General features: G+C 65.7%; 28 protein-coding genes. 11 read left to right on the top strand and 17 right to left on the bottom strand.

All coding sequences use genetic code 11. The features are described from left to right. Window positions 1–40: 40 nt before the first annotated feature. Window positions 41–1198: an acyl-CoA dehydrogenase family protein gene (locus tag G6N42_RS03585; RefSeq protein ID WP_163726162.1), complete on the bottom strand. Its 1158-nt coding sequence runs from the start codon at window positions 1196–1198 to the stop codon at window positions 41–43. Between the two features lie 56 nt (window positions 1199–1254). On the opposite strand from G6N42_RS03585, the gene G6N42_RS03580 reads away from it, so the two are divergent. Together G6N42_RS03580 and G6N42_RS03575 are read left to right on the top strand one after the other, a co-directional pair. Continuing rightward, window positions 1255–1908 carry a GAP family protein gene (locus G6N42_RS03580; RefSeq protein WP_197905519.1) on the top strand — a complete coding sequence of 218 codons (654 nt, stop codon included), beginning with the start codon at window positions 1255–1257 and terminating at the stop codon, window positions 1906–1908. Window positions 1909–1925: 17 nt separating this feature from the next. Then, window positions 1926–2405, top strand: a complete 480-nt coding sequence (locus G6N42_RS03575) for an SRPBCC family protein (protein WP_163726159.1) — start codon at window positions 1926–1928, stop codon at window positions 2403–2405. A gap of 10 nt (window positions 2406–2415) precedes the next feature. Here the strand turns inward: G6N42_RS03575 and G6N42_RS03570 are convergent, their stop codons facing one another. Genes G6N42_RS03570 through G6N42_RS03540 form a run of 7 tightly spaced genes read right to left on the bottom strand, consistent with a single transcriptional unit; the run spans window position 2416 to window position 9244 of the window. Further along, complete coding sequence (locus G6N42_RS03570; protein ID WP_163726156.1) at window positions 2416–3336, bottom strand: alpha/beta hydrolase; 921 nt, start codon at window positions 3334–3336, stop codon at window positions 2416–2418. Window position 3337: 1 nt separating this feature from the next. Beyond that, complete coding sequence (locus G6N42_RS03565) at window positions 3338–4861, bottom strand: flavin-containing monooxygenase (protein WP_163726154.1); 1524 nt, start codon at window positions 4859–4861, stop codon at window positions 3338–3340. Between the two features lie 5 nt (window positions 4862–4866). Further along, complete coding sequence (locus G6N42_RS03560) at window positions 4867–5589, bottom strand: SDR family NAD(P)-dependent oxidoreductase (RefSeq protein ID WP_163726150.1); 723 nt, start codon at window positions 5587–5589, stop codon at window positions 4867–4869. Next, window positions 5586–6329, bottom strand: coding sequence for an HpcH/HpaI aldolase family protein (locus tag G6N42_RS03555; RefSeq protein WP_163726146.1), 744 nt, complete (start codon window positions 6327–6329; stop codon window positions 5586–5588). Before G6N42_RS03555 ends, G6N42_RS03560 begins: the two co-directional genes overlap by 4 nt. Next, complete coding sequence (locus tag G6N42_RS03550; protein WP_163736922.1) at window positions 6326–7291, bottom strand: zinc-binding dehydrogenase; 966 nt, start codon at window positions 7289–7291, stop codon at window positions 6326–6328. The genes G6N42_RS03555 and G6N42_RS03550 overlap by 4 nt, the downstream gene beginning before the upstream one ends. A 1-nt stretch (window position 7292) precedes the next feature. Next, the gene (locus G6N42_RS03545; RefSeq protein ID WP_163726144.1) at window positions 7293–8543 is read right to left on the bottom strand and encodes a cytochrome P450; all 1251 of its coding nucleotides are present in this window, start codon (window positions 8541–8543) and stop codon (window positions 7293–7295) included. Beyond that, window positions 8540–9244 (bottom strand): NIPSNAP family protein, encoded by a 705-nt coding sequence (locus G6N42_RS03540; protein WP_163726141.1) that lies wholly within the window; start codon window positions 9242–9244, stop codon window positions 8540–8542. Before G6N42_RS03540 ends, G6N42_RS03545 begins: the two co-directional genes overlap by 4 nt. Window positions 9245–9293: 49 nt before the next feature. Between G6N42_RS03540 and G6N42_RS03535 the strand changes: the two genes are divergently transcribed. Then, a complete protein-coding gene (locus tag G6N42_RS03535) occupies window positions 9294–10130 on the top strand; it encodes an SMP-30/gluconolactonase/LRE family protein (protein ID WP_174262005.1) in 837 nt (278 codons plus the stop codon). Beyond that, on the top strand, window positions 10127–10942 hold the full coding sequence (locus G6N42_RS03530; protein ID WP_163726139.1) for a thioesterase family protein: 816 nt from the start codon (window positions 10127–10129) through the stop codon (window positions 10940–10942). Before G6N42_RS03535 ends, G6N42_RS03530 begins: the two co-directional genes overlap by 4 nt. A 4-nt stretch (window positions 10943–10946) precedes the next feature. Here G6N42_RS03530 and G6N42_RS03525 read toward each other — a convergent pair whose 3' ends face one another. From G6N42_RS03525 to G6N42_RS03515, 3 genes are read right to left on the bottom strand one after another with little or no spacing between them, the layout of a single operon-like run. Further along, window positions 10947–11726 carry a MarP family serine protease gene (locus G6N42_RS03525; protein ID WP_232076067.1) on the bottom strand — a complete coding sequence of 260 codons (780 nt, stop codon included), beginning with the start codon at window positions 11724–11726 and terminating at the stop codon, window positions 10947–10949. 35 nt (window positions 11727–11761) lie between these two features. Further along, a complete protein-coding gene (locus G6N42_RS03520) occupies window positions 11762–11953 on the bottom strand; it encodes a ferredoxin (RefSeq protein WP_163726136.1) in 192 nt (63 codons plus the stop codon). A gap of 8 nt (window positions 11954–11961) precedes the next feature. After that, on the bottom strand, window positions 11962–13215 hold the full coding sequence (locus tag G6N42_RS03515; RefSeq protein WP_163726133.1) for a cytochrome P450: 1254 nt from the start codon (window positions 13213–13215) through the stop codon (window positions 11962–11964). 44 nt (window positions 13216–13259) lie between these two features. Here G6N42_RS03515 and G6N42_RS03510 point away from each other — a divergent pair, with 44 nt between their 5' ends. Together G6N42_RS03510 and G6N42_RS03505 are read left to right on the top strand one after the other, a co-directional pair. After that, window positions 13260–13808: a TetR/AcrR family transcriptional regulator gene (locus tag G6N42_RS03510; protein WP_163726130.1), complete on the top strand. Its 549-nt coding sequence runs from the start codon at window positions 13260–13262 to the stop codon at window positions 13806–13808. Further along, window positions 13805–14869, top strand: coding sequence for a phosphotransferase family protein (locus G6N42_RS03505; RefSeq protein WP_163726127.1), 1065 nt, complete (start codon window positions 13805–13807; stop codon window positions 14867–14869). The genes G6N42_RS03510 and G6N42_RS03505 overlap by 4 nt, the downstream gene beginning before the upstream one ends. Before the next feature lies 1 nt (window position 14870). Here G6N42_RS03505 and G6N42_RS03500 read toward each other — a convergent pair whose 3' ends face one another. The 3 genes from G6N42_RS03500 to G6N42_RS03490 are packed head-to-tail and all read right to left on the bottom strand — an operon-like array spanning window position 14871 to window position 18278. Next, complete coding sequence (locus tag G6N42_RS03500) at window positions 14871–15947, bottom strand: phosphotransferase family protein (RefSeq protein WP_163726124.1); 1077 nt, start codon at window positions 15945–15947, stop codon at window positions 14871–14873. Continuing rightward, window positions 15944–17068: an Rv3169 family protein gene (locus G6N42_RS03495; protein WP_163726121.1), complete on the bottom strand. Its 1125-nt coding sequence runs from the start codon at window positions 17066–17068 to the stop codon at window positions 15944–15946. Before G6N42_RS03495 ends, G6N42_RS03500 begins: the two co-directional genes overlap by 4 nt. A gap of 43 nt (window positions 17069–17111) precedes the next feature. Then, window positions 17112–18278 carry a CaiB/BaiF CoA transferase family protein gene (locus G6N42_RS03490; RefSeq protein ID WP_163726118.1) on the bottom strand — a complete coding sequence of 389 codons (1167 nt, stop codon included), beginning with the start codon at window positions 18276–18278 and terminating at the stop codon, window positions 17112–17114. Window positions 18279–18333: 55 nt separating this feature from the next. Here G6N42_RS03490 and G6N42_RS03485 point away from each other — a divergent pair, with 55 nt between their 5' ends. From G6N42_RS03485 to G6N42_RS03470, 4 genes are read left to right on the top strand one after another with little or no spacing between them, the layout of a single operon-like run. Continuing rightward, the gene (locus G6N42_RS03485) at window positions 18334–19449 is read left to right on the top strand and encodes a phosphotransferase (RefSeq protein ID WP_163726115.1); all 1116 of its coding nucleotides are present in this window, start codon (window positions 18334–18336) and stop codon (window positions 19447–19449) included. Between the two features lie 33 nt (window positions 19450–19482). Then, window positions 19483–20031 (top strand): TetR/AcrR family transcriptional regulator, encoded by a 549-nt coding sequence (locus tag G6N42_RS03480; RefSeq protein ID WP_163726112.1) that lies wholly within the window; start codon window positions 19483–19485, stop codon window positions 20029–20031. A 56-nt stretch (window positions 20032–20087) separates the two neighbouring features. Next, a complete protein-coding gene (locus tag G6N42_RS03475; protein ID WP_163726109.1) occupies window positions 20088–21572 on the top strand; it encodes an aldehyde dehydrogenase family protein in 1485 nt (494 codons plus the stop codon). Further along, window positions 21569–22000 carry a nuclear transport factor 2 family protein gene (locus G6N42_RS03470; protein WP_163726106.1) on the top strand — a complete coding sequence of 144 codons (432 nt, stop codon included), beginning with the start codon at window positions 21569–21571 and terminating at the stop codon, window positions 21998–22000. Before G6N42_RS03475 ends, G6N42_RS03470 begins: the two co-directional genes overlap by 4 nt. Here G6N42_RS03470 and rlmN read toward each other — a convergent pair. Continuing rightward, a complete protein-coding gene (gene rlmN, locus G6N42_RS03465) occupies window positions 21979–23103 on the bottom strand; it encodes a dual-specificity RNA methyltransferase RlmN (protein WP_163726103.1) in 1125 nt (374 codons plus the stop codon). The two genes, G6N42_RS03470 and rlmN, sit on opposite strands and share 22 nt — an antisense overlap. A gap of 69 nt (window positions 23104–23172) precedes the next feature. Here rlmN and G6N42_RS03460 point away from each other — a divergent pair, with 69 nt between their 5' ends. After that, window positions 23173–24132 carry a DMT family transporter gene (locus tag G6N42_RS03460; RefSeq protein WP_410506611.1) on the top strand — a complete coding sequence of 320 codons (960 nt, stop codon included), beginning with the start codon at window positions 23173–23175 and terminating at the stop codon, window positions 24130–24132. Here the strand turns inward: G6N42_RS03460 and G6N42_RS03455 are convergent. Together G6N42_RS03455 and frr are read right to left on the bottom strand one after the other, a co-directional pair. Beyond that, window positions 24040–24918 (bottom strand): phosphatidate cytidylyltransferase, encoded by an 879-nt coding sequence (locus tag G6N42_RS03455; RefSeq protein WP_232076066.1) that lies wholly within the window; start codon window positions 24916–24918, stop codon window positions 24040–24042. The genes G6N42_RS03460 and G6N42_RS03455 overlap by 93 nt on opposite strands. Beyond that, window positions 24918–25475 (bottom strand): ribosome recycling factor, encoded by a 558-nt coding sequence (gene frr, locus G6N42_RS03450; RefSeq protein WP_083129212.1) that lies wholly within the window; start codon window positions 25473–25475, stop codon window positions 24918–24920. Before frr ends, G6N42_RS03455 begins: the two co-directional genes overlap by 1 nt. Between the last annotated feature and the right edge of the window lie 20 nt (window positions 25476–25495).

The raw sequence follows: 25495 nt of genomic DNA, 5'->3' as shown, positions 1-25495 counted from the left end.
GCCTTTCATGTGCATCAAGCCCACACTCGGCGCAGGGTGCCTAACGTTTGACGGGCGGCGCGTAGGCGGGACGCCCGAGGCCCAATGCGTGCTGGGCGATCATGTTGCGGAACACCTCGAGGGTGCCGCCATAGATACCGGTCGGTCCCGCCAACCGGAAGACGTACTCGGCGGCCCCGTCGGCCTGGGCGCCATGCGCGTCGACAGGCAGGGTCGAAACCGCACCCTGGATATCCATCAGATCCAGCGACACGTCGCGCATGGTCTGCGCATTGGCGACCCGGCCGAACATGTCGGGTGTGCTCATCGCCGCCTCCATCCGCGCAATGCCGCGTCCCAGCCGGTATTTCACCGCCTCGTCATCAGCGACCAACGGCGCGACCTCGTCGATGGCCTCGGCGAGCAACACCAAGTGCTCGGCCATGGCCGCGATCTTCTGCAGACCGTCGGCGCCACGTTCGACGGTGCCGTGCTCGTCGTGTAGCGCATCTCGCAGCACGGTCCACCCGCCGTTGACATCACCGACGCGATACCGGTCGTCGACGCGCACATCGCTGTAGTACGTGATGTTCGTGCGATCGCCGTCCACGGTGCGCAGCGGCTGGATCTCTACACCTGCGGCGTCCAGCGGCACCAGGAACATGGTGAGGCTCTGATGTTTCGGCGCGGACGGATCGGTGTTCGTGATCAGGAAGACGTATGCGGCGTTCTGTGCATTGGAGGTGAACATTTTCGAACCGTTGATGATCCAGCCGTCGCCGTCGCGGACCGCGCGCGTCTTGCAGGTGGCCACATCGGACCCGCCTTCGGGTTCGGTGTAGCCCAGGCACAGGCGGATCCGACCCGACAAGGCACGCTCCAGCACCTCCGCCTTGAGCTCGTCCGAGCCGAAGTCCCGCACCGCACGCGCGACCATCGCCGTCGTGCCCCAGTGGAACCACGGCGTGCGCGCGCGGCCGATCTCGAGGTTCCACAGCCGGCGTCGCACGCGGCTGAACCCACCGTCGGCTTCATCGTTGAACTCGGCGGCCAGGTAGCCGGCCTCACCGAGCGCGAGATGAACGCCTTCGTCGAAGTTCTCCCCCGTCTCGCGGTCCCGCCGAATCACCTCATCAGTCACCAGGGTCTTCAGCAGCGCCCGGAGCTCGGCCTGGAAGGCCTGGTCGTCGGCAGACAATTCGACGCGGGAGAAGTCCACCTTCCGAGCGTGACAGTTTCTGATCGATCTGTAAAGCCGCTGTAGAGTCGCGTCTGATGTCGACAGTCCTGAGCCAACTCCTGGCACCGGCGATGGTGGTTGCGATATCGCCGTTCTCGATCATCATCGCCATCTTCGTCGTGCTTCACACCGACCGCCCCCTGGCCAACGGTGTCGCGCTGCTGGTTGGCCGAGTGCTCGCCCTCGCCGCGGTGACCGCCCTGTTCCTCCAGGTACCTCGGCTGATCGGCGGCCTGAACCGGCCCGTCTCGCCGCGGGTTCTGCTCGTCCTCGGCGGCATCCTCGTCGCGATCGGCATATGGGTCTGGTTCAGGCGCGACCAGATGACCGAGGAACCGCCATGCCTGGCCAAGTTCAGCCGGCTCACGCCTGTCGGCGCCGCGGGGGTCGGGATGTTCCTCGTGTTCGGCAACCCGAAGATGCTGGCCGCCACCGCCGCGGCCGGATTGCTGATCGGCACCGCCGGGATCGGCGTCGCCGCCGCGAGCGGGGCAACCGTGTACTACTCCGTGGTCGCCAGCTCGACGGTCGCCGTTCCGGTGCTCGTCTATATGGCGGTGGGCGCGCGGGCCGACGACCAACTCAACCGATTCAAGGAGTGGCTGCACCGACGCAGCGGACTCGTCACGGCCGTCATTCTCTTGGCGGTCGGAATCACCTTGCTGGTCATGGGAATCAGCGAGCTGTAGACCGAAGGAGCAGACCCGTGGGCATCGTCACCACCAGCTCGGAGACGACATTCAGCCAGTCACCCGAGACGATCTATGACTTCGTGACCAACCCCGCCAACTGGACCAAGACGTATCCGGGTGGTCCGAATATCCGCAACCTTCCGGACCGGCTACCGCTGCAGGTCGGTGATACGTGGGATGAGGCGCACCCCGATCCGGCGAAGGACCGGGTGTTCACATGGCAGTTGGCGATGGCCGCGCGCCCAGCGCTCTTCGTGTTCAGCTCCGTGGGGAAACTGGGCCACGACAGTCAGGGCAACGGCGGCCTCGAGGGACGCATGACGATCGAGTACCACTTCTCCCAGCCCGGCGACGGCATCACACTTTTCAGCAGAACCATGACCATCGAGGCGTACCGCCACGCTCCGTTGACCGACGGCTTCTTCCGGATGGTCAACCCATCGCACATCGACGCGTATCACGCCGCGGTCGCGCGGGAATTGGCCGCAACCTAGCCACGGCAGGTCACCACAGCGCTCTGCGCAGCGCGGCGCCTTGCAAATCGAACAGGCGCTGGCTGGTCTCCCATTCCGGGAGCAGCGAGTCGAACCCGTGACAGGTGCCGGGAAAGACGTGCAGTTCGGTGGCGACACCCGCCCACATGAGCCGCAGCGCGTAGTCGAGCGCTTCGTCGCGCAACGGGTCGAGTTCCGAGCAGGTGATCAATGCAGCTGCGACACCGGACAACTCGCGGATGCGACCGGGAGCGGCGTCGACGGGGACCGCACCGTCACCGGCGTAATGGCGCCACATCTGTTCGACGGCGGGTCCGTCGAATCCGGGCGTGGCGGTGAACTCGTCCTTGGACGGCGTCGGCCGGTCGTCGAGCACAGGTTGGTGCAGAAGCTGATACGCGACCGGCGGCGCTGCCCCGTCGGCGGCGCACTGCGCCAGCCGAGCGGCAAGTGCCGCGCCTGCACTGCTGCCCGCGACCGCGAGCCGGTCGGCGTTCACACCTAGCTCGGAAGCGTTCTCCGCCACCCAGGTCAGCACGGCCATCGCGTCGTCCAGCGCGGCGGGGTGCGGATGCTCGGGAGCCAGCCGGTAGTCGACGGAGAACACGGTGCAGCTGCCCTGTCTCGCGAACTGGACACACTGCCGGTGATCGGTGTCCAAGTTGCCGAGCACGAAAGCCCCTGAGTGGCAGTAGATCACCGCGGGCGACGGGTTGCCCGCACCGCGATATATGCGTACTGGAATCGAGCCGACCTCGCGCTGCTCGATCTCCACCCCAGCGGTGTTGACCGCTTTCGCGGTCTCGGCGCGGCGCTGGTTCAACGAGTCGCGGACGACGCCGAGCACGCTCGGTGACAGATCGGTGCGGGCCGCCGCCAGATGGCTCAATGCGGGGTCCAGCCGGTGTGCGAAGTCCGCGTCGGCGTTCATGTCAGGTCGCCGCCGGCGATCCGGCCACCGTCGTGTGTGATCCCACCTCGACTGCGGGCCGGCATGTCGGCGGTTCGAAGGTGTACTCGGCCGGGCGGAACCGCCGCGTCATCTCCCAGAAGACGCGTGCGCTGCGCGGCCACTGAGTGACGACACGACCATTGGGGGCGCGAAAGTAGTTGCTGCACCGGGTGAGCCACACGGTGCCCCGCATCCAGTCGTCGATCTTGGCAATGAAGTCCGACATCGTCGTGCTGCGCACCGCGACGTAGGTCTTCCGTTTGCGCCGCATGTACTTCAGTGCGCGCACGATGTAGTGGGCCTGCGCCTCCAGCATGAAGATGACGCTGTTGGAGCCGACGTTGGTGTTCGGGCCGTAGAGCATGAAGAAGTTCGGAAATCCGGGGACCGACATGCCGAGGTACGCGAACGCCCCGTCGCGCCATGTTTCCCGCAGCGTGATCTGATCCTCGCCGACGACGTCGATCTGGCCCAGGTAGTCCGCGGCTGCATAGCCCGTCGCGCACAACACCACGTCCACGTCGAGCCGACGGCCGTCGGCGGTCATCAACGAACGAGCCCGCAAAGCCCGAGCGGGACTCGACACCACCTCGACGTGGGGTTGGGTCAAGGTCTGCAGATAGTCCGTCGCGAAGACCAGCCGTTTGCATCCGAACGGGTGTTCCGGAGTCAGCCTGCGGCGCAGCTCTTCGTCGTGCACCACGGCATCGAGGGTGCGGAGCGCGATCTCCTTGAACTCCTGCGTCTTGTCACTGCCGTTTTCGATCACGCTGATGTTCGACTCGCTGCGCAGCCACAACCGCGTCCGGTAGATCTTCTTGGCGAACGGAACGTGGGCGAACAGCCACTTTTCGCGATCGGTGTAGGCACGGTCGGGCTTCGGGAGAATCCACGTCGGCGACCGCTGCACCGAATAGACCTTCTTGGCGACCTTCGCCACCTCGGGAATCAGTTGCGCCGCCGTCGATCCGGTACCGAGAACCGCGACACTCTTGTCCGTCAGGTCGACGGAGTGGTCCCAGCGCGCGGTATGCATCAACGTTCCGGCGAACGGCTCTTCCTCGGCGAGGTCGGGCAGGACCGGCTGGGTGAACAGTCCGATCGCCGATATCACCACGTCGAACGTGTGCTCCTCGCCGTTTGCGGTGATCAACTGCCAGGTCTGGGTGTCGGAATGCCACCGGGCCGAGGTGATCTCGGTGTGCAGTTTCAAGTGCGGCGCGAGTTGGTAGCGCTGCGCGCAGCGTTCGAAATAGTCGAGGATCTCGGGCTGCCCCGACCACAGCCGTGACCAGCGGGCGTTGAGGTCGAACGAATACGAGTAAAGGTGTGACTTCACGTCGCAGGCGAGTCCCGGGTAGGTGTTGATCCGCCAGGTACCGCCTACGCCGTCCTCCCGATCGAAGATCGTGAAGTCGCGAAAACCGTTCTTTTTCAGGAAGATCGCGAGCGCCAGCCCGCCCGGGCCGGCCCCGATGATGCCCACCGAGGTGGCTTTTGTCATGGGGTTCATCCGATCTGCAGGGTTTGTCCGCCGTCGACGACGAGTTCGGAACCGGTGATGAACGACGCATGCTCGGATACCAGGAACGCCACGGCGTCGGCGATCTCCATCGGCGTGCCGAGCCGCCCCCTCTCCGCGAGCCGCGCCTGCGTCGCGGGGTCGAGCATCGGCGTCTCGACCGGTCCGGGTAGGACCGCGTTGACACGAATGCCCGAGTCGGCGAGTTCAGCGGCAGCGATCTGGGTGAGGCCGCGCAGCGCCCACTTCGACGAGCCGTAGGCCGCGTGGTTGGGAAACGCACGGATCGCGCCGGTGCTGCACGTGTTGACGATCGCGGCGCCGTCGGCGTGGCGCAGGTGTTCGAGCGCGGCCCGGATGCCCAGAAAGGGCCCGAGGCAGTTGACGCGCCAGCTCTCTTCGAAGCCTGCGGGTGTCTCCTCGGCGAACGAGGCGCGGTGCAGCACACCGGCGTTGTTGACCAGCGTGGTCAGTGCGCCGAACTCCTCGACGGTCCGCCGCACCGCGCTGTCCCACTGCTGCTCGGACGTCACGTCGAGTTCAATGGCGACCACGCCGCCGCCCAACGCTTCTGTGCCGGCCTTGAGCTCATCGGTCCGCAGATCGCACGCGGCCACCCGAAAACCGTCCGCGTGCAGTCTCGTGACGATCGCCGCCCCCTGCCCGCGCGCCGCGCCGGTGACCAGCGCGACCCGCTCGGTCGACGTCACTGCGCCTCCTCGAGGTGCGCCGCCGCGCCGCGCCGCAGCGCCTGGGACTCCGATGCCAGGGTGATCATCCGAAACCCCAACTCGGCCATGGCCTTCCCAGGCTTACCCGCGTTGGCGTGGATGCCGGGGACCAGCCCCGCACCGGAGGCGACGGAATGGATCCGAGTGACAGCGTCGAGCACTGTCGGAGTGTCGAGCGCGGTGATCGGGTTCTCCCCCAGCGAGATCGCCAGATCGGCCGGGCCGACGTATACGCCGGATAGACCTGGTACGGAACATATCTCGTCGAGTGCCGCCAATCCTCGGGCGGTCTCGATCATCGCGAAGACACTCGCGCGGTCTTCGTGTGCAGCAGTATCGATCCCGATGTCGGCTCGCAGCGGGCCGAAGCTGCGTACCCCCGCAGGCGGGTACCGGGTGGCGGCCACTGCGGTGGCGGCTGTTTCGGGCGATTCGACCATCGCGACGATCACCGCATCGGCCCCGGCGTCGAGAACACGACCGATCGGTGCGGGATCTGCCGACGGCAACCGCACTGCGGTCGCAATCGGCACCTGCTCGAGCCGCCGCAGCAGCAATGCGACATCGGCGTCGTCGAGATAACCGTGCTGGACGTCGAATCCGACGTAGTCATATCCCGCCCTGGCGAACTCCTCTGGCCCGATGACGGTCGGCCCCACCACCCAGCCGCCCCACACGCGGGGCTTTGCGGAGAGGGCCTCCTGCAACCGGCTGCTCATACGGCGATCGCGATCTTCACCCGATCCGGCACCGGCCGGCAGGCCAGGTCGAACGCCGATTGCACGTCGTCGATACCGAACGTGTGCGTGACGTAGGCGGCCAGCAGTTCCGGATGGTCGTCGGCAAACCCGTTGGCCGCGTCGAGGACTCGCCGCCGGTCGAGCGTCACACCGGACTTGAGCGTGAGGTTCTTACGCAGCATCGCGCGCATGCTGATCGGGTAGCTGTCGTCGTCGGGCACGCCGAAGTACAGCACCGTGCCGCCCGGCGCCGCGGCGTCTATCGCATGGCCGAGCGTGGCGACCTGATGGCCGACCGCCTCGATCACGACGTCGGGCCGATCGCTGGGCTCCAGGTGACTCACCCATCTGTCGCTGGTGGCGCGGACAATGGTGTCGACACCGAACTCTTTGCCGACACCGTCGCGGTCGACGGGATCGATACCGGTCACATGACGCGCACCCAGAGCCTTTGCCGCATAGGAGAACAGCAGCCCGATCGACCCCTGCCCGATGACTGCGACATGTCGGCCCGCGAGCTCGAGCTGTTCAAGCGCGTACAAGACACATGCCAAAGGCTGCAACGCGACGGCGTGTGAGGCGCTCAAGGTGGGATCGTAGGGCGCCAGGCCGTCGCCGTCGGCGACCACGAACCCCATCAGCCCATCGAATCCGGACGCCCAGCCCACCACCCGGTCACCCACCCGGTGGTCCTCGTGTCTGCTCGCCACCACTTCCCCGACGACCTCGTGGACCGGAAAGCCCACCATCTCGGCCGCGTTCACACCCACGTCACCTGCGATCTTGCCGCGCACACCGCGGAACGGCGGCAGGTCGCTGCCGCAGACCCCCGCCGCCATGAAACGGAGCAGCACGTGACCGTCGCTCAGGTCATCGGCGGTCTTTGGCGGAACATCAAGTCGCTCAAAGGTATACGGCGCAACGAGTCGGTATGCCCACACCTCACCCAACCTCCACATGGACCTCGACAGGAACACTGTTCCAGCCCCACTGGAAGCTGGACGGCGGGCGCGTAGCGTCCGCACTGATGATGCGCCAGTCCGGCACTCGTTTCAGCCATTCGGTCACCATGATCGCGATTTCGAGGCGGGCGAGGTGCACACCGAGGCAGAAGTGCTGTCCGCGGCCGAACGCCAGCAGGCGCTCGATCCGGCGATCCCAGATGAACTCGTCCGGCTCGGGATACTCACGCTCGTCGCGACCGGCCGATGCGAGCAGCGTGATGACCCGCTGGCCCGGAATCATCGTCGTCCCGTGCATGGTGAACGGCTTGCGCAGGGTGCGCGCAAACCACTGCGCGGGTGCGCAGTACCGGATCATCTCCTCACGCGCGACGGGCACGTTGGCGTCGAGATCTGCTCGCACGGCCGCCAACTGGTCTGGGCGCCGCCCCAGTTCCCAGAGGCCGTGCGCGACGATCTTCGGCACGGTTTCCGTTCCGCCGATGAAGACGCCGAGCATCTGCACGGCGGCCTCCATGTCGGACAGCGCCGAACCGTCCGGCAGGCGATAGCCGATGAGGTTGTCGGCGATCGGCGACTCAGGCCCGTCGCCGGCGCGCCTGCGCTCGATGATCGGCACCAGGTACTCCAGGTAGCCGGGGCGCGCGTTGGCCACCTCCACCCCGCTGCCCGGCTGGGCCAGGCTTCCCGCGTTCACGGTGGCCAACACATCGGATGCCAGATCGGTCGGAAGTCCGACCAATTCGCAGACCACCGATGCCGCGACGATGCCGCCGTAGTCCTGGGTCAGGTCGAAGGTGCCACGCGGCAGCAGTTCGTCGAGCCGCTCGTTGGCCAGGTCGCGGATTCGGTCTGCCAGCACTGCAACGGATTTGGGCCGGAACGGACCCGATGTGCAGCGGCGGACGGAATCGTAGATCGGCGCGTCGAAGTTCGCGTGGAACGGCAGCGGATGTAGCGGCGGGTCGGGCACCGGGCCGTCGTTGCGCGTCGCCAGAACCGTTGCCGCGGGTAGAGTTCCCTCAGAGGCGACGAACGTCCCGTCGTTGATCGACAGCACCTGCCAGATGTCGTCGAAGCGCGACAGCGCGTAGGTGTCCCACTTGTCGACGTAATACACCGGATAGTCGTCGCGCAGGACGCGGTAGTGCGGCAGAGGGTCGGCCATCACCGCGGGGTCGAACGGATCGTAGAAGAAGTTCTTCATCAGCTGCGTCACTTGGAAATTCATTGCAGCGGCGACGGGGGCAGCGCCTGCAGAATCGAGTCCTCCCAACCGTCGCGCAGCGCGGGCGCGACGCTCATCCACGTGACGATCTCGGCGGGCGGGCTGTCCTTCCACGACGGGTAGTGGTTCTCGAAGCAGTCCCAGTCGCCGTCCAGCGCCCAATAGTGAATGACCTCGTTGAATCTGAACGTCGTGATGAACGACCCGAGCCATCGCTTTCCGGTGGATTCCGACCACGGCACGTAGAGGCGTTCGAGTTCGCGGATGTAGTCGTCCTGCCGACCCGGCTTGGTCTGCATGATCTCCTGGATCACCAGACCCGCCGAGAACTTCGAATCCGCCAGCTGAGCGAGTGTCCTGTTGAACTTCCCGGCGTACATGATCCGGCCCTCACCGGATGCTCGGATCTCGGACAGGAACGTCCGCCAGGTCGCCGCGGCATCGGCATGGCTGCCGCCGGACGCCTGCGCTTTACCGATGCGGGCGTAGTCGGCGAACGCGTCGATCTCCCAGATGATCGTCGCCTGGGGCCAGTGACCGTTGTACGGCGTGGTCTCCCACATCGCGAAAAGGCGCGCGCCGAGCGCCTCCATCATGGGGTGGTAGACCTCGCTGAAGACCTCGGTGAATTGCTCGCTTCGGCCTTCACCCAGCGCAATCGTCTCGTGGAGATACAGAAGCGTGTGGCCGTAGAACTTCTTCACACCCGCCACCTAGTTGACAGTCGCACCATGCGAGCGTGACACTTGTGACGTGATTTGTAAAGGTGCCGAGACCCTGACGACACTGACCAAAGGTTTCTGTTTCGGCGAGGGCCCCCGGTGGTTCGAGGGATTGCTGTGGTTCTCCGACATGCTGGGTGAGGCGGTGCACACCGTCAACCTGCGTGGGGACCTGACCACCCTCCCGCTGCCCGGCCATCACCCATCGGGGTTGGGATTCCGGCCCGACGGCACCCTGCTGATCGTGTCGGGTGAGCAGCGCCGGCTGCTGCGCTATGACGGGTACACCGTCGACCCGATCGCCGAACTGGCCGACCTCGTTCCCGCGGCGCTCGGCGACATGGTGATCGACGATGCGGGCCGCGCTTACGTCGGATCCCAGGCGCGGGAAGGCGGGGTGATCGTGCGGGTCGATCCCGACGGCTCGATCGCCGTTGTCGCCGAGAATCTCGACTTCCCCAACGGAATGGCGATCACAGCGGACCGCACGACGCTGATCGTGGCCGAGTCGACCGGGCGGCGGCTGACCGCGTTCACCGTCGCGGCCGACGGATCACTGGGCGGCCGAAGGATATTCGCCGACGTGCTCGACGGCCCGCCGGACGGCATCTGTCTCGATGCCGAGGGAGGGGTGTGGGTGGCGATGACACTGGCCCACGCCTTCGAGCGGATCGAGGAGGGCGGCGCCGTCACCGATCGGATCGAGATGGACGAGCGCATCGCGATCGCCTGCACACTCGGAGGGCCGGAACGGCGCACGCTGTTCCTGCTGTCCAGTACGGACGCCTATCCGCAGCGGCTGGTCGGGACCAAGGACTCACGCGTCGACGCGGTGACCCTGGACATCCCGGGAGCCGGGCTGCCGTGAGCGATTGCTACTACGAGCTGGTCGATGCCACCGACCCGCTCGGCGAGAAGTTCGCCGCGACCGACCTCGTCCGCAGCACGTGGACGGCCGAGATACAGCACGGCGCACCGGTTTCAGCGCTGTTGGCGCGCGCCTTGGAGAAATGCGAGGCGCGCGACGACACCCGTCTGAGCCGAGTGATGATCGACCTGCTGGGCGCTGTGCCTGCCGAAGGGGATCTGTGGGTGCGATCCCGAATCGAGCGCTCCGGCAAGCAGATCGAGTTGGTCAGTGCCGAGATGCTGGCCCCCGGACGTGACGGTGAGCCCCGCGCGGTCGCACGCGCGAGCGGGTGGCGGCTGAAGACGATCGACACCGCGGACGTCGTTCGCACGTCTGCGCCACCGTTGCGGCCGCTCTCGGAGGCACACAGCCCCGACATGAAGAAGGACTGGGACCGCAACTATGTGCACAGCCTCGATTGGCGGTGGCTGACCCAGCCGATGAGCGACGGGCCCGGCGAGTCCTGGATCCGGCCGGAAGTCGACCTCGTCAAGGGCGAGTCCATGACCGCGCTGGAGCGCCTCTTCGCGGTCGCCGACGACGCCAACGGCATCGGCACCAAGCTCGACATCCGGAAGTGGACGTTCATGAACACCGACCTGGTCGTGCATGTACACCGGATTCCGGAGGGCGAGTGGATCGGAATCCGCGCCGAGACCAACTACGGCCCCGACGGCATCGGTACGACGATCGGCACACTGTTCGACGTATCAGGTCCCGTCGGCGCGATTCAGGAGTCGGTGCTGGTCCGGCCGATGCCGGGCCGTTGACCAGTCAGTTGATACAGGGGCCGGTCGAAACCGGCTCCATCGCCGTGGAATCGACGGCGTGTGGGTAGATCAGCTTCGCGGTGAGTACGAAGCCGATCTCCGGATCGTGAACCGCCGCACCGAAAGTCATGCCGAGTACCCGTCCATCACGGTCGATCAGCGGTCCGCCGGAATCGCCGTGCCCGACTCTGCCTCTAATTGCATAGACCTCGCGGCTCAAAGCCAGCACCCGATAGAGGTCTGAAACCTTGATCTCGACGACTTCCCGAACCCTCGCCGGATATGCGACGAACGGTCCGCCACCGGGATACCCCAACACCACGGCGTCGGTGCCAGTTGGCGCGGTGTCTTGAGAGAAGTCCAGCGGCGGCGCCTGTAGACCGGGAACGTCGAGGATGGAGATATCGGTGAGCGGGTCGAACATCACCACCATGGCGGTGAGTTCCTGACCGTCCAGCGAGACGCTGACGCGATCCCCACCCGCTACCACATGCGCGCTGGTAATCACCCGACCCGGCGCGGTTACGAAACCGCTACCCGACATGACCTTGTTGCAGGAGTGGGCCAGGCTGATGACCCTGACAACGCTGTGCCCCGCCTGCTCGACGACCGCACCACTCGCCAGTGCGGCGTCCGGTCGTGCGACATTGACCACCGAGAAAGCGGGAGCGGCCTCGGCCACGTAGTTGATCTCGTCGATCGACTGCTTGAACGCGCCGCATCCGGCCAGGCCGATTGTCAGGCCGACGGCGATCAGCACGGCCGCGAGGCGACTCGGCTTCATTGGCCAAACATAGACCTACAGCGGGCGAAATGGGCTCAGTCGGTCAGGCGCAGCGCCGCGACGGGGCATTGGGTCACGGCCTGCTGCATCCGATCGCGGTCGGATTCGGGCCGATCGTTGTCGTGGATCACGACGATGCCGTCATCGGCCACCTCGAACACGTCCTCGGCGATCGATTCGCAGATGCCGTGGCCGGTGCACTTGTCCAGATCGACTTCCACCCGCATGGTGACTCCTAACGAACGAACGCAGGCAGGCGTTTGACGCCATGTACGAAATTGCTGTAGAGCAAGTCGGGCTCACCGAACTCGACGGTGGTCAACCGGGTCAGCAACTCCCGGAACAGGTTTCGCAGCTCGGCCTTTGCCAGCTGGCTGCCGAGGCAGAAGTGTGGTCCGCCGCCGCCGAAACCGAGATGCGGGTTGGGCGACCGCGATAGATCGAAAACTCCAGGATCGGAGAAGGCCGCTTCGTCCCGGTTGGCCGAACAGTAGAACAGACCGACCTTGTCGCCCGCCTGTACCGGCGCTCCGTTGATCTCGGTGTCCTCGATCGCGAAACGAGCGAACTGCAGCACCGGTGAGGACCACCGGACGAATTCTTCGACGGCCGAACCGATCCGGCTGTCGAAGTCCGCCATCAGCCAGTCCCGCTGGGCGGGGTTCTCGGTCAGGGCCAGCATCGCGTGCGTCGTGGCCTGTTTGGTGGTGTCGTTCCCGGCCGACGCCAACAGGATCAGGAATGCGCCGATCTCCTCGTCGGTCAGCCGGTGGCCGTCGACCTCGGCGTTGACGATTCCCGTCATCAGGTCGTCGCCGGGATTCTTGCGCCGGAACTGCGCCAGCTCGACACCCGTGTTCGCCAGCAGGGTGATTTGCGCAATCGGGTCTTCCGCCCGCTCCTCGGCCGTCGCGTACTCGTCGTCGCTCATGCCGAACAGCTTCTCGGCGGCGTAGGCCACCTCCGGCTGGTCGGCGGTCGGCACACCGAGCATGTCCATGATCGTCAGCATCGGCAGCCGCGCAGAGCAGGCGGCAACGAAGTCGACATTCCCGGCACCGACGAGTTCGTCGACGATCGCGACGGCGTTGCGGTGGATCTGCTCTTCGATCTGGCGGACGTTGCGCGGCGTGAACGCCGAGCTGATGAGCCTGCGGTACACGGTGTGCTGCGGCGGATCCATGCTCAGGAAGAACGATGCGAAGCGCTGGATCTCGGCAGGCATCGGATTCAGCGCCACCCCCTGCGCCGACGTGAACAGCTCGGGGTGCTGACTGACGAAAGCGATATCGGCGCGACGTGTCAACGCCCAGAAACCGGGTTCCTCCATCGGAAACAACGAATCGAAGGGTCGGTGCCAGGTGAGGCCGTCACCAGCACGAAGCTCGGCGAAAACTTCGTCACGCGCGTCGAAGGGCCGACTCCAGAAGTCTTGCGAGGTGATGTCGAACCGGCTGTACTCACGCGCCTGCACAGGTGGGGCTGTCACAGATTTAGCGTGACACTTCGCCAAAAATTTGTAAAGCTATGCCGATGGAGAAGTCGTGGGTCGAGGTCGACAGCTCGACGCGCCAACGAATTCTCGCCGCCACCGCGGAGGTGCTGGGCCGTAACGGGATGACCAAGCTCAGCCTGTCAGAGGTCGCCTCGCAGGCCGGGGTGTCGCGACCCACGCTTTACCGATGGTTCGCATCCAAGAAGGAACTACTCGAGGCGTTTGTGGTGTGGGAACGCCAGTTCTACGAGACCGCGGTGTCCGAGGCCACCGCTGATCTGCCCGCGTGCGAAAAGCTCGATGCGGCATTGCGGGTCATCGTCGACTACCAGCAGTCCTACCCCGGGCTGCGCATGATCGACATCGAACCGGCACAGGTCATCAAACGGCTGTCGCGGGTGATACCGCTGATGCGGCAGCGGCTCGAACGGCTCGCGTCGGGCCCCGATCCCGGCCTGGCCGTGTCGACGGCTGTGCGCGTGGCGATTTCGCACTACGTCGTGCACAGCGACGACGACGCCGACTTCCTCAATCAGCTCCGGCACGCCGCCCGCGTCAAACACCATGCCCCCGAGACCGGGCAGTGAACATCCCGTCGAGCGTCGATGAGCTGACGCCGGACTGGTTCACCGACGCCCTCGGCGCACCCGTCGATGCGGTAGACATCCTCGATGCGCATTCCGGAACCACCGGCCGCGCCCGCGTCGGGTTGACCGTGTCATCATCGGAGTCGCCGGACGTGCCCGACACCGTGTTCGTCAAGCTGCAGCCCTTCGCAGCAGAGCAGCGAAGATTTCTGCGTCAGATCGGTCTCGGGGTAGCCGAAGCGCGGCTCTACTCCGAAGTCGGCGGCGAACTCCCCGTACGGTCACCGAAGGTCTGGCATGCCGGCTACGACGAATCCGACGGCTCGTTCGTGATGGTGCTCGAGGATCTCACCGCCTCGGGGTGCCGCTTTCCCGCACCTGAAGATGACGACATCATCGCGGTCGCCGCATCGGCAATGGACGAGCTCGCCACTCTGCACGCGGCCTTTCAGGGTCGCGACCTCAACTGGCTGCGCACCCCGTCGGGCATGAAGCGCAAGCCGGCCGATGCCCAAACAGCATCCCGCCGGGCGCAATTCATCGTGTCCGCGCTTGACCAGTTCGCCGACGACATGCCCGCGGTGTTCCGCCGTCTCGGCGACCTCTACGCCTCCCGATCGCTCGACATCGTCGCCTTGTTCGGCGAGGGTGAGCGCACCCTCATCCACGGTGACACCCACAGCGGGAATCTATTCGTCGACGGGGATCGGACCGGCTTCTACGATTGGGCTGTCGTCGGCCGCGGGCCAGGTGTGCGCGATGTCGCCTACTTCCTGTGCAATTCGCTGCCGATCGAGACGCGGCGCGCCGAGGAGCAGGCGCTGCTCATCCGATATCGATCCGCGTTGTCCCGCAGGGGCGTCGAACTCGACGCCTCAACCGCGCACGAGCAATATCGACTGTTCGCGGTTTACTCGTGGATAGCCGCCGCTTCCACCGCCGCGATGGGGTCGCAGTGGCAGCCGATCGACGTGTCGCTTACCGCGATGGCCAGTACCACGCAGGCGATCGAGGACCTCGACTCCGTCGGCTTGCTGGAACAACGTTTGGGTATCACGTAGCTCAGTGCGTCGCGCGCGCCTGCTTCATCCGTTCCTCGCTGGGTAGCACCGGGCCGTCGTCGAGGGGTTCGGTGACGCCCAGTTCGGCGAGCCCCATCTGCGTGAACATCGGTATGCCGTAGGCGTTCAGCATGAAGCGCTGGTCATCGGTGGCTCCGTCGTCGAACAGTCGGGAGCCGATCAGGTTGATCACGGCGAGCTTGAAGGCGTTGAGGGCGCGATACCACTCCCGGTTGGCGATCGTCAGCCCGCTTGCGGTCGCGTAGTGGGCGACGACGTCGTCGATGGTCGGTGCGGCCTGGTGGCTTGGGATCCCTACCGGCATGCACCACAACAACTCCAGGTAACCGATATCGGTCATCGGGTCGCCGATCGTGGTCAGTTCCCAATCGAACACCGCACTGACCTCGCCGCCGACGAAAGCGAAGTTTCCGGGCTTGGCGTCGCCGTGCACGAGGGTCACGGCGGTCGATGGCGCGGGTTGACTTGCCTTGAGTTCGTGCAGCAGTCGCTCGAGCGCTGGCAGCGTGCCGCGTTTGACCCGTTGCATCTCCTCGGACCAGTGTCCGATCTCGCGGTCGAGGTGACTGAGGCCGTCGGCCAGGGAATCCAGCCTGGCGTCGGCGACGTTCACCGTGTGGATCGCCGCCAGTTGCTCTGCCATGCTCAAGCACATCCGCGTGACGCCGGCGGGGTCCACCTCGGGTTCGGATGGCGCCTCCAACTCGTACACCGTCCCCGGCATCCGTTCCATGACGAAGAACGGCCGGCCCAGGACGGCACCGGTATCTTCCAGCCACAGCGCGCGGGGTACCCGGACAGCCGAGCCCTCCAGCGCGCGCAGCACCGTGAATTGCTTTGCCAGGTCATAGGGTTCGAGCAGCGCCGGGGCCGGCGGCCGTAACCGGATCACGACGTCGCGCCGTCCTGCGGTCGAGACGATCGTCAACACCATCATTTCGGCCGAATGCCCGAACTCCACGCGATCAAGGCCCTCGAGCCGCAGACCGTCGGTGCCGGGCAGCTGGGTATGCAGCCATTCGGTGAGCCGGTCGACAACCTCTGCCCCGTAGCTCATTTCTCCTCGTCTGCCTTGCGGTCGACCGCACGACGGTCCTGCTTGAACTTCTTCATGTCCATCGGGCGCCAGTTCGGGTAGCGGGGGTACGCGTCTCCGCCCATGAGGACCTCGAAGATGCCCCATCCGGTGCGCCCCTCGAAGTCGAACCGCATCAACTGGTCGACGGCCATCGCCTTGTCCTCGTTCTCGACGAGTTCTCCGTGTTCTTTGCTGTCCCAGAGGAAGTGAATGAAGTACTCACCCCCGCCGAGGTCTTCGTAGGTGCACTTCGACATCGGCAGTCCGTAATAGGCGTTCACGTGTTGATGGGCCGACTCGGCGGTGACCCGGTATTGCGTGCCGCCTTCGTCGGTGAACACCAGCACGGCCTTGGCCGGCCGTTTGTGCTCGCCGTCGAACTCGACGTCGTGCTCGATCTTGACGAACCGCTTCGACAGCGTGCCGTCGCTGTGGGTGATACCGCCGTCTACGTACGTCACTGTGCCGTCGGCGGTTTCGAAAATCCAGGCCTCGATGGCGCGATCCTCGAATCCTGCGTCGAGCCAGAGCCAGAAGTCGATCTCGTCGGCCACCCGGACGCCGAAGGTCCGGTCGCGACCACCGTGAAAGCCGTCGACGGAAATGCGCTCACCGTTGACCTCCACCCAGCCGGTCCATTTGCCGGGCTCCTTCATGTGATACATGTCCGCGATGACCCGTCCGCTCTTGCCGGTCACCTTGAGCGGCAGGAGCTCCCACATCGGTGCGGTGGGTTCGTAGTACAGCTCCCACGCGATGCCCGAGTTGTTCGGTTCGACCTCTAGCTTCCACTTCTTCAGCGGCTCGACGCAGGTCCACCGCATCGGTCCTGCACCCACATCGGCGCGGCCACCACCGTCAACCGGTCGGCCCGCCAGCAGGTCGTAGTGGCGCCCGTCGGCGAACGTCACCTTGACATAGCCGAGTCCCGACTTCGTGTTGGGGTTGTTGCCGTAGCCGGACGCCAACAGCAGGTCGCCGTCGGGCGAGGCGGCGAAGAAGTAGCACCGGTCCGACCACGTGGAGTCCGGATGGTGCACCTCGTCGAACGGCCGGGGCAGCTGATGGGTGAATGACTCGTCTGCGGCGGAATAGCCCATCCACAGAGCGTGACATTTCGATCACAATCTGTAAAGCCGGCGGTCAGGGGCGCCGATCCGCTAGTTCGGCGAGGATCTCGTCGGTGTGCTGCCCCAGTTGCGGTGCGGGCGAGCGCGGTTCCCATGGTGTGCCGTGGAAGTCGGCGGGCGAGGCCACCATCGATATGCCACCCTCGCCGTCTGGCACGTTCACAATGCCGCCCGATGCGTAGAACTGCTCGTCGGCCATGACGTCCTCGAGCGAGTTGATCGGCGACCAGAAGAAATCCGGTTCGCCCGCAAAGATTTTCGCCCAATCCTCGAGCGGCTTGGTTGCGAAGATCTCGTCGAGCTCGGCGATCAGTTCCCGCGAGTTGACGGCGCGGTTCAACGGCGTGTCATAGCGAGGGTCGGTCAGCCAGTCGGCCCGGCCGACGGCCCGGCACAGCGGCGGCCAGTGCCGACCCGCCTGCAGGCCCACGATCCAGAAGCGTCGTCCGTCACCGGCGGCGTAGTTGTTCATGCATGGATTGCCCATCGACTCACGCTGGCCGATCGCGATGGGATTGCCCGTCATCAAGAACGTGTTGAGGTCGAAGCTGACGGTGTAAGCGCCCTGCCGGTACAACGACGTGCTGACCAGCTGCCCCCTGCCGGTGCGGCCGCGGGCCACAAGCGCCGCGCACACCGCTGCCGCCAAGGTCATCCCCGCGGTGTGGTCCCCCATGCCGCCGCGCTGAAACGGCGGCGTGTCACCGGGCCGCGTAAGCAGGTGCGCCAGGCCCGATCGTGCCCAGAACGCGGCGACGTCGAAAGCGGCACGGTCGGCGTCGGGGCCGCGTTCGCCGTAGCCGGTGATCAGGCCGTACACCAGCGCGGGGTTGTCCGCGGCCACCGCCTCGAAGTCCAGCCCCACCCGCGCCAGCGCGGCCGGTCGAACGTTGGTCAGGAAAACGTCCGCGCCGCTTAACAACTCACGCGCGGTCGCACATCCGTCCTCGGTCGTGACATCGAGCACGATGCTGCGCTTACCGCGGTTGTCCATTTCGAAGGGCGGACTCGAGCCGTCCTCGACGCCCAGCATTCGGCCGAACATCCGTGCGGGGTCACCGTCGGGCGGCTCGATCTTGACGACGTCGGCGCCCCAGTCCGCCAGGATCCCACCGGCCGCGGGTCCCGCGACCCACACACCGAGTTCGACGACTCTGACACCCGCCAACGGTCCGGCCATCGGATTCCTTTCCGGCACAGCTTTACAAATCATGGCAAATTTGTAAACTAGCGAGGTGAAGTCAGTTGCGCCGGTCGTCGGCCTCGCGTCGCATCTCGGGCGCGGTGTACAACGTATCGTCACCGACGCCGCCATCGGCCGTGTTCGGTCGCTCCCCCGCACGGTAGACGATCTCGACGCGGCATACCTGTCATTCGTGATGGGGCGCAAGGTGACGTCGATGTCGGTGATCGGGGGCGACGCGGGGACGTCGTCGCGAGTCCGCATCGCACTCACCGGTGACGACGTCCCGGCTTCGGTGTTCGTCAAGATGGCCGCCGAAACGGCCGCGACCCGCCTCATGGGGGAGGTGGGCCGACTCGGCGAGACCGAGACCCGGTTCTACCGGGAGCTGTCACCGGAACTGAGCGGGCTACCCAGGTCATACGGATCCGCGTTCGACGCCCTCACCGGACGTTACGTGCTTGTGCTGGAAGACCTCCCCGCGGACGAATGCGAGTTCCCGACCACGCTCGAGCCGATCAGCACCGATCGTGCGGTCAAAATCGTCGACCTGCTGGCCCGGCTGCACGCGACGTTCTGGGGCCGGATCCCCGCCTGGGTGTACTCGGCGTCGAACGACTACTCGTCGCTGATGGTCGGCGCGCTGCTGAAGCGGTCCGCTCGCCGGATCGCCGAGCGCACCGATATCGACGTCGCTCGGGGCCGGTTCATCGACGAGAATTACCGCGCCGTCGCGACCCTCCTGGACGCCACCCCGAACACGGTGATGCACGGCGACGCCCACCCGGGCAACGTCTACTTCCGCAACGGCGAGGCCGGCCTGCTCGACTGGCAGGCCGTGCGCCGCGGGCACCCCGGCCGTGAACTGTCCTACACCCTGATCACGAGCATGACGGCCACCGACCGGCAGGCCAGCCAGCGCGACATCCTCGACGGGTACCGCCATGCGCTGGCCGCCGCGGGCGGGCCGGAACTCGACCGCGACGACCTGTGGCAGCGCTACCGGGAAGGTGCGCTGTACGCGTACACCGCCGCCCTCATCACCGCCGGGATGGGTGGCATGCAGGACGAAGACATCGCGTTGGAGGGTTTGCGGCGTGCGGTCACGGCGCTCGACGATCTCGACACGGTCGCGGTCCTCGAGAAGTCGCTGCGTGTGACGAACTAAACTCATGGAACCCAAACGATTGAGGCACAGAAGGTGAACGATCCACTGCGCGATACATCCGTAGCAGCCGAGGACTCCTCGACCCGACACCGAATCCTCGTCGCGACCGCCGAAGTACTCGCCCGCAGTGGACAGACCAAGCTCAGCCTCTCCGAAGTCGCCCTTCAGGCCGGCGTCTCCCGGCCGACGCTGTATCGCTGGTTCGCCTCCAAGCAGGAACTGCTCGATGCGTTCGGCATCCACGAACGCGAGATGTTCGACAACGGGATCAGCAAGGCGACAGCGGGCCTGCGCGGCACCGAGAAACTCGACGCGGCGCTGCGATTCATCGTCGAGTACCAGCACTCCTACTCGGGTGTGCGACTGGTCGACATCGAACCCGAAGTCGTGATCGGGCAGCTGGGCCGGATTCTTCCGATGATGCGGGCGCGCCTCGAAAAGCTGCTGAGCGGCCCGAACGGAGCGGTCAAGGCGGCCACCGCAATTCGCGTCGCGATCTCGCACTACATCGTGCGCAGCGACGACGACGACCAGTTTTTGGCACAGCTGCGGCACGCGGCTGGGATCAAGCAGCCCGGCTGATTCCTCGGCGTCAATCCGGGGGTGACACTTCCGCCGAAGTTTGTAATGCTGAGCGTATGACCAGCGTGCAGGACGAAACGGGAGTACTGGCCGGCGACGAGCGGATGCTCATCGACGGCGAACTGCAACACACCAGCAGCGGCGCGACATTCGACGTCATCCATCCGGCGAGCGAAGAGGTGGCCGGGCAGGCAACCGACGGAACCGACGCCGACATGGAACGCGCGGTCGGGGCGGCGCGGCGGGCGTTCGACCAGACCGACTGGTCGCGAGATCTTGACTTCCGCTATCACTGCCTCACCCAGCTGCACGCGGCGTTCGAGCGAAACAAGGAACACCTGCGGCGGGTCCTGATCACCGAGGTCGGCTGTCCGGTGAAGGTGACCGGGTCTCAGATCGAGAGTCCGATCGAGGAGGTCAAGCACTGGGCCGAGCACGGCAAGAACTTCGAGTACCTGGCCGATAACGGCGTGCACGAAACCCCGATGGGTCCTGCGCGCCGCAAGATCCATTACGAACCCGTCGGGGTGGTCGGGGCGATCACCCCGTGGAACGTTCCGTTCTACCTCAACGTCGCCGAAACGATCCCCGCACTGATGGCAGGCAACACAGTCGTCCTCAAACCCGCGCAGCTGACGCCGTGGTCGGGTAGCGAGTACGGCCGCATCGTGGCCGAGGAAACCGACATCCCCGCCGGTGTGTTCAACGTCGTCGTCTCCAACGCCAACGAGGTGGGCGCGGCGCTGTCAGCCGATCCGAGGGTGGACATGATCACGTTCACCGGCTCCACCGCGACGGGGCGGGCCATCCTGGCCGCGGGTGCGCCGACTGTCAAGAAGACGCTGCTGGAACTCGGCGGCAAGTCTGCCCACATCGTGCTCGACGACGCCGACTTCAACATGGCGCTGCCGATGGCCGCGTTGATGGCGTGCGTGATGTCCGGGCAGAGCTGCATTCTGCCCAGTCGGATCCTGTTGCCGCGCAGTCGTTATGACGAAGGCATCGAGATCATGAAGAACATGATGGAGAATTTTCCGGTCGGCGACCCGTGGGATCCGAACAACATGCAGGGCCCACAGATCAGCGAGGGGCAGCGTCAGAAGGTACTCGGGTTGATCAAGTCCGGAATCGACTCGGGCGCCCGGCTGGTCACCGGCGGCGGCATCCCAGAGAATCTGCCGACCGGCTACTACGTCCAGCCGACACTGCTGGCCGATGTCGACCCGGATTCGCAAGTGGCACAGGAGGAGATCTTCGGGCCGGTGTTGTCGATCATTCCCTACGAGGGTGATGCGGAGGCCATCGCGATCGCCAACAACTCTATCTACGGACTCTCCGGTGAAGTCAGCGGCGGCGATCTGGACCGCGCGCTCGAGGTGGCCAAGCGGATGCGGACCGGCAACGTCACCATCAACGGCAAGAGCCACTTCGGCATCAACAGTCCGTTCGGCGGGACCAAACAGAGTGGGCTTGGTTATCGCAATGGTGAAGAGGGCTATAAGGAGTATCTGGAGGCGAAGACGATCGGCATGCCCGAATGAGTGACGAGGCCGAAATCGCCAGGCTGCTCCACCGATACGCCCGCGCTGTCGACACCAAGGACTGGGAGCTGTATCGGTCAGTGTTCACCGACGACGCGCACATCGATTACTCATCGGCGGGCGCGATCGTGGGCAGCCGCGACGACGTGGTGGACTGGTTCGCGGCGAACTTGAGCGCGATCCCGTGGAGCATGCACTACATCACGAACATCGAAAGCGAAATCGACGGCGATACCGCGACGGTTCGCGCGATGTTCTACAACCCCATGCAATTGCCTGGGATGGCGGAGATGAGTTCGTGCGGCGGGTACTACCACCATGAACTGGTGCGGACACCCGACGGCTGGCGCAGTCGTCGACTCCACGAGGAGAACGTGTGGTTCGTCGGCCAGCCGGGCGCGGCGGATCAGCCTTCGGCGGCCAATTGACCACAGGCGGCCGCGATTTCGCGTCCGCGGGTGTCGCGCACGGTGCATGACACTCCGCGCTCCCGCACGCGCTTGACGAACTCGCGTTCGGCGGGTTTGGGACTGGCGTCCCACTCGCTACCCGGCGTCGGATTCAGCGGAATGAGGTTGACGTGCGCCAACGGTCCCAGCGCACCGTGCAGCAGCTTGCCCAAGAGATCCGCCCGCCAAGGCTGGTCGTTGATGTCGCGAATGAGCGCGTACTCGATCGACACCCGCCGCCCCGTTGTGTTCGCGTAATACCGTGCCGCATCGAGCACTTCGGAGACCTTCCAGCGATTGTTCACCGGAACCAGCGTGTCGCGCAGCTCGTCGTCGGGCGCGTGCAGTGACAGCGCCAGCGTCACGCCGAGGTGTTCGTCGGCCAGTTTGCGGATCGCCGGCGCGAGCCCGACCGTCGACACCGTGACCGAGCGAGCCGAGATGCCGAAACCATTGGGCGGCGGCGCGGTGATGCGATGCACGGCGGCAAGCACGCGGTTGTAGTTGGCCAGCGGCTCGCCCATCCCCATGAACACGATGTTGGACAGCCGGCCGCCGCGCGCGGCAGGCGCAATCCCCTCGCCGTCGCGGTCACGTAGTTCGACCGCCGCCGCCCGCACCTGCTCCAGGATCTCCGCGGTCGACAGGTTGCGCTGCAGGCCGCCCTGGCCGGTCGCGCAGAACGGGCACGCCATCCCGCAACCGGCCTGCGACGAGATGCACACGGTATTGCGCTGCGGATAGCGCATCAGCACCGATTCGAAGGTCGAGCCGTCGACCGCACGCCACAGCATCTTGCGGGTCTCGCCCTTGTCGCATTCGATCTCGCGCACGGCGTCGAGCAGCTTCGGGAACAGCGCGTCCCCGATCTGATCGCGCAGCGACGCCGGCAGGTCGGTCATCTGCGCAGGGTCGGCGGTCAGCCGTCCGTAGTAGTGGTTGGCCAGCTGTTTACCCCGGAATGCGGGCAGCCCCAGCTCGGCGACGGCGGCGTTGCGCGCGTCGTCGTCGAGGTCGGCGAGGTGACGCGGCGGCATTGCACGTCGCGGAGCGTCGAAAACGAGAGGCAGGGAGATGGCCATGAGCTCCTACCAGTATCTCATTGGTGACGGCCCGAAATTAATTCGCGAACTTCCGCGTTGGCCGCAACTATGGGTCATATGCCCACCAGGACCATGCCGCTCGGCTCGGCGTCGGCTCTGACGTTCTTCTATGCGTTGGGCTATCCCGTTGGTGCGCTTGCTGTTTCAGTGATGTCACCGATGGCTGTGCTGGTTTTCCGGTTTGGTTTGGCCGCGGCGATCCTCGCTACGTGGGCCAAATTCGCGAGGGTGAACTGGCCCACAGGGCGGACGCTGGTGCACGTGTTGATCAGCGGCCTGCTTGCCCAGGGCCTGCTGTTCACCTGCCTCTATGTGGCGCTGATGCATGGTGCACCCGCTGTGCTCGGCGCGGTGATCATTTCGATGAATCCGGTGGTGACGGCGGTGCTGGCCGCGATGTTCCTCGGCGAGGGGCTCACCAGAACGCGGGTCGTGGCGCTGGCGCTGGGTGTGGTGGCGGTGCTCGCGTCCTGTGCGGGACGCCTGATCGCGGTCGGCGGGGTCGATCCCGCGGTCCTGCTGATCCTCGTCTCGTTGTTCAGCGTGGCCGCGGGTGGCGTATACCAGCAGAAATTCTGCTCCGGCGTGGACTTCCGGGCGACTGCGGCCCTGCAGAACGCCGCCTGCATCCTGCCCGTCGTGGCCCTGGCCGCGGTGATGCCGTGGACGGTGACCGATCCGTGGAAGGCGGTGGCGGCCGTCGCGGCGGTCGTGCTGCTGAACGCGGTGCTGTCCATGACGCTCTACGTCCGCGGTATCACCGAGTACGGCGCCGCCGCGGTGGCGATGCTGTTCGCCGTGATCCCGGCGGTGGCGGGCGTTATGTCCTGGGTGATGCTCGGCCAGCGCCCCGACATCGGGATCGCTGTGGGCCTGGTCGTCGGTGCCGTCGCCTGTTGGCTCAACGCCAGGGGTTCACGCCAGCAGCGTGAGGACGATCCATCCCGCGACCGCCGAGGGCAGCATCGCGTCGATCCTGTCCATGATTCCCCCGTGGCCGGGCAATAGCTTGCCCATGTCCTTGATGCCGAGATCGCGCTTGACCTGCGACTCGACCAGGTCGCCGAGCACGCCGGTGATGACCAGCAGCAGACCCAGCGGAATCCCGACCCACCACGCTTTGTCGAGCAGGAAGACCACCGCCAGGACCGATGCGGTGATGCCGAACACCAGCGAGCCGCCCAGGCCCTCCCAGGATTTCTTCGGGCTGATCGCGGGCGCCATCAGATGCTTGCCGAACAGCACACCCGCCACATAGCCGCCGATGTCGGCGAACACGACAGTCAGGATCACCACGAACGTCCTGATTCCGCCGTCTTCCTGGAATATCAGCAGCGCACTGAAGCTGGCGAACAGCGGCACCCACGTCGCCAGCAGGATCGTCGCCGAGATGTCGCGCAGGTAGTTCTCGGGCTGCTGATTGAGCCCACGCCCGACCAGGCGCCACACCATGCACACGACGATCGTTCCGGCGTACGCACCCAGCAGCCCAGCAGGCCCGAACGGCCACGTCAGCCAGATCATCGCCAGGCCACCGACGAGCAGCGGGATCGCGGGCAGCGAATAGCCGGCCTCCCCTAGCCGGCGGATGACCTCGTGCATGCCGATCGGGATCGCCACCGACAGCATCACCAGCCATCCGATGGGCGCGAACAGCAGCACGCCGATCGCAAGTCCGCCGAGAAGCACACCGACCGCGATGGCAGCAGGCAGGTCACGGCCGGCCCGGGATTTCTTCTTGGGTGGCCCTTCGACCGGCGTTTCTGCCACGGGAGTCATGTGCTGGTCGGTCACTAGACCTCCAGCAACTCGCCTTCTTTGTGTTTGACCAGTTCGTCGATCTGGTTGGTGTAGGTGTGGGTGACCTTGTCGAGGTCCTTCTCGGCCCGGCTCACCTCGTCCTCGCCCGCCTCGCCGTCCTTCTTGATGCGGTGCAGCTCCTCCATGGCCTTGCGACGGATGTTGCGCACCGAGACCCTGGCGTCCTCCCCTTTGGCCTTGGCCTGCTTGACGAGGTCACGACGACGCTCCTCGGTGAGCTGCGGAATGGACACCCTAATGACATTGCCGTCGTTGGTCGGGTTCACACCCAGATCCGAGTTGCGAATCGCGTCCTCGATGTTGCGCAGCTGGTTGGACTCGTACGGCTTGATCACGACGAGCCGCGGCTCGGGGACGTTGATGCTGGACAGCTGTGTGATCGGCGTCTGTGAGCCGTAGTAGTCCATGTTGACGCGGGAGAACATGCCGGGATTGGCGCGCCCGGTCCGGATCGACGACAGGTCGTCGCGCGCCACCGCCACCGCCTTCTCCATCTTCTCTTCGGCATCGAAGAGGGTTTCCTCGATCACGTTGCTCTCCTCATGACGCG

This window comes from Mycobacterium gallinarum (assembly GCF_010726765.1).
In the GTDB taxonomy this organism is placed as follows: Bacteria; Actinomycetota; Actinomycetes; order Mycobacteriales; family Mycobacteriaceae; genus Mycobacterium; species Mycobacterium gallinarum.
Note: the sequence above shows the minus strand (reverse complement) of the source record. Positions and strands in the feature narration are given on the sequence as shown.

What these genes read in the sequence shown, in the direction of transcription:
- G6N42_RS03580 (WP_197905519.1), top strand. Translation starts at nt 1,255, where the DNA reads ATGTCGACAGTCCTGAGCCAACTCCTGGCACCGGCGATGGTGGTTGCG.
- G6N42_RS03460 (WP_410506611.1), top strand. Translation starts at nt 23,173, where the DNA reads ATGGGTCATATGCCCACCAGGACCATGCCGCTCGGCTCGGCGTCGGCT.
- G6N42_RS03475 (WP_163726109.1), top strand. Translation starts at nt 20,088, where the DNA reads ATGACCAGCGTGCAGGACGAAACGGGAGTACTGGCCGGCGACGAGCGG.
- G6N42_RS03510 (WP_163726130.1), top strand. Translation starts at nt 13,260, where the DNA reads ATGGAGAAGTCGTGGGTCGAGGTCGACAGCTCGACGCGCCAACGAATT.
- G6N42_RS03470 (WP_163726106.1), top strand. Translation starts at nt 21,569, where the DNA reads ATGAGTGACGAGGCCGAAATCGCCAGGCTGCTCCACCGATACGCCCGC.
- G6N42_RS03490 (WP_163726118.1), bottom strand. Translation starts at nt 18,278, where the DNA reads ATGGCCGGACCGTTGGCGGGTGTCAGAGTCGTCGAACTCGGTGTGTGG.
- G6N42_RS03525 (WP_232076067.1), bottom strand. Translation starts at nt 11,726, where the DNA reads ATGAAGCCGAGTCGCCTCGCGGCCGTGCTGATCGCCGTCGGCCTGACA.
- G6N42_RS03565 (WP_163726154.1), bottom strand. Translation starts at nt 4,861, where the DNA reads ATGACAAAAGCCACCTCGGTGGGCATCATCGGGGCCGGCCCGGGCGGG.
- G6N42_RS03520 (WP_163726136.1), bottom strand. Translation starts at nt 11,953, where the DNA reads ATGCGGGTGGAAGTCGATCTGGACAAGTGCACCGGCCACGGCATCTGC.
- G6N42_RS03570 (WP_163726156.1), bottom strand. Translation starts at nt 3,336, where the DNA reads ATGAACGCCGACGCGGACTTCGCACACCGGCTGGACCCCGCATTGAGC.
- rlmN (WP_163726103.1), bottom strand. Translation starts at nt 23,103, where the DNA reads ATGGCCATCTCCCTGCCTCTCGTTTTCGACGCTCCGCGACGTGCAATG.
- G6N42_RS03495 (WP_163726121.1), bottom strand. Translation starts at nt 17,068, where the DNA reads ATGGGCTATTCCGCCGCAGACGAGTCATTCACCCATCAGCTGCCCCGG.
- G6N42_RS03555 (WP_163726146.1), bottom strand. Translation starts at nt 6,329, where the DNA reads ATGAGCAGCCGGTTGCAGGAGGCCCTCTCCGCAAAGCCCCGCGTGTGG.
- G6N42_RS03500 (WP_163726124.1), bottom strand. Translation starts at nt 15,947, where the DNA reads ATGAGCTACGGGGCAGAGGTTGTCGACCGGCTCACCGAATGGCTGCAT.
- G6N42_RS03545 (WP_163726144.1), bottom strand. Translation starts at nt 8,543, where the DNA reads ATGAATTTCCAAGTGACGCAGCTGATGAAGAACTTCTTCTACGATCCG.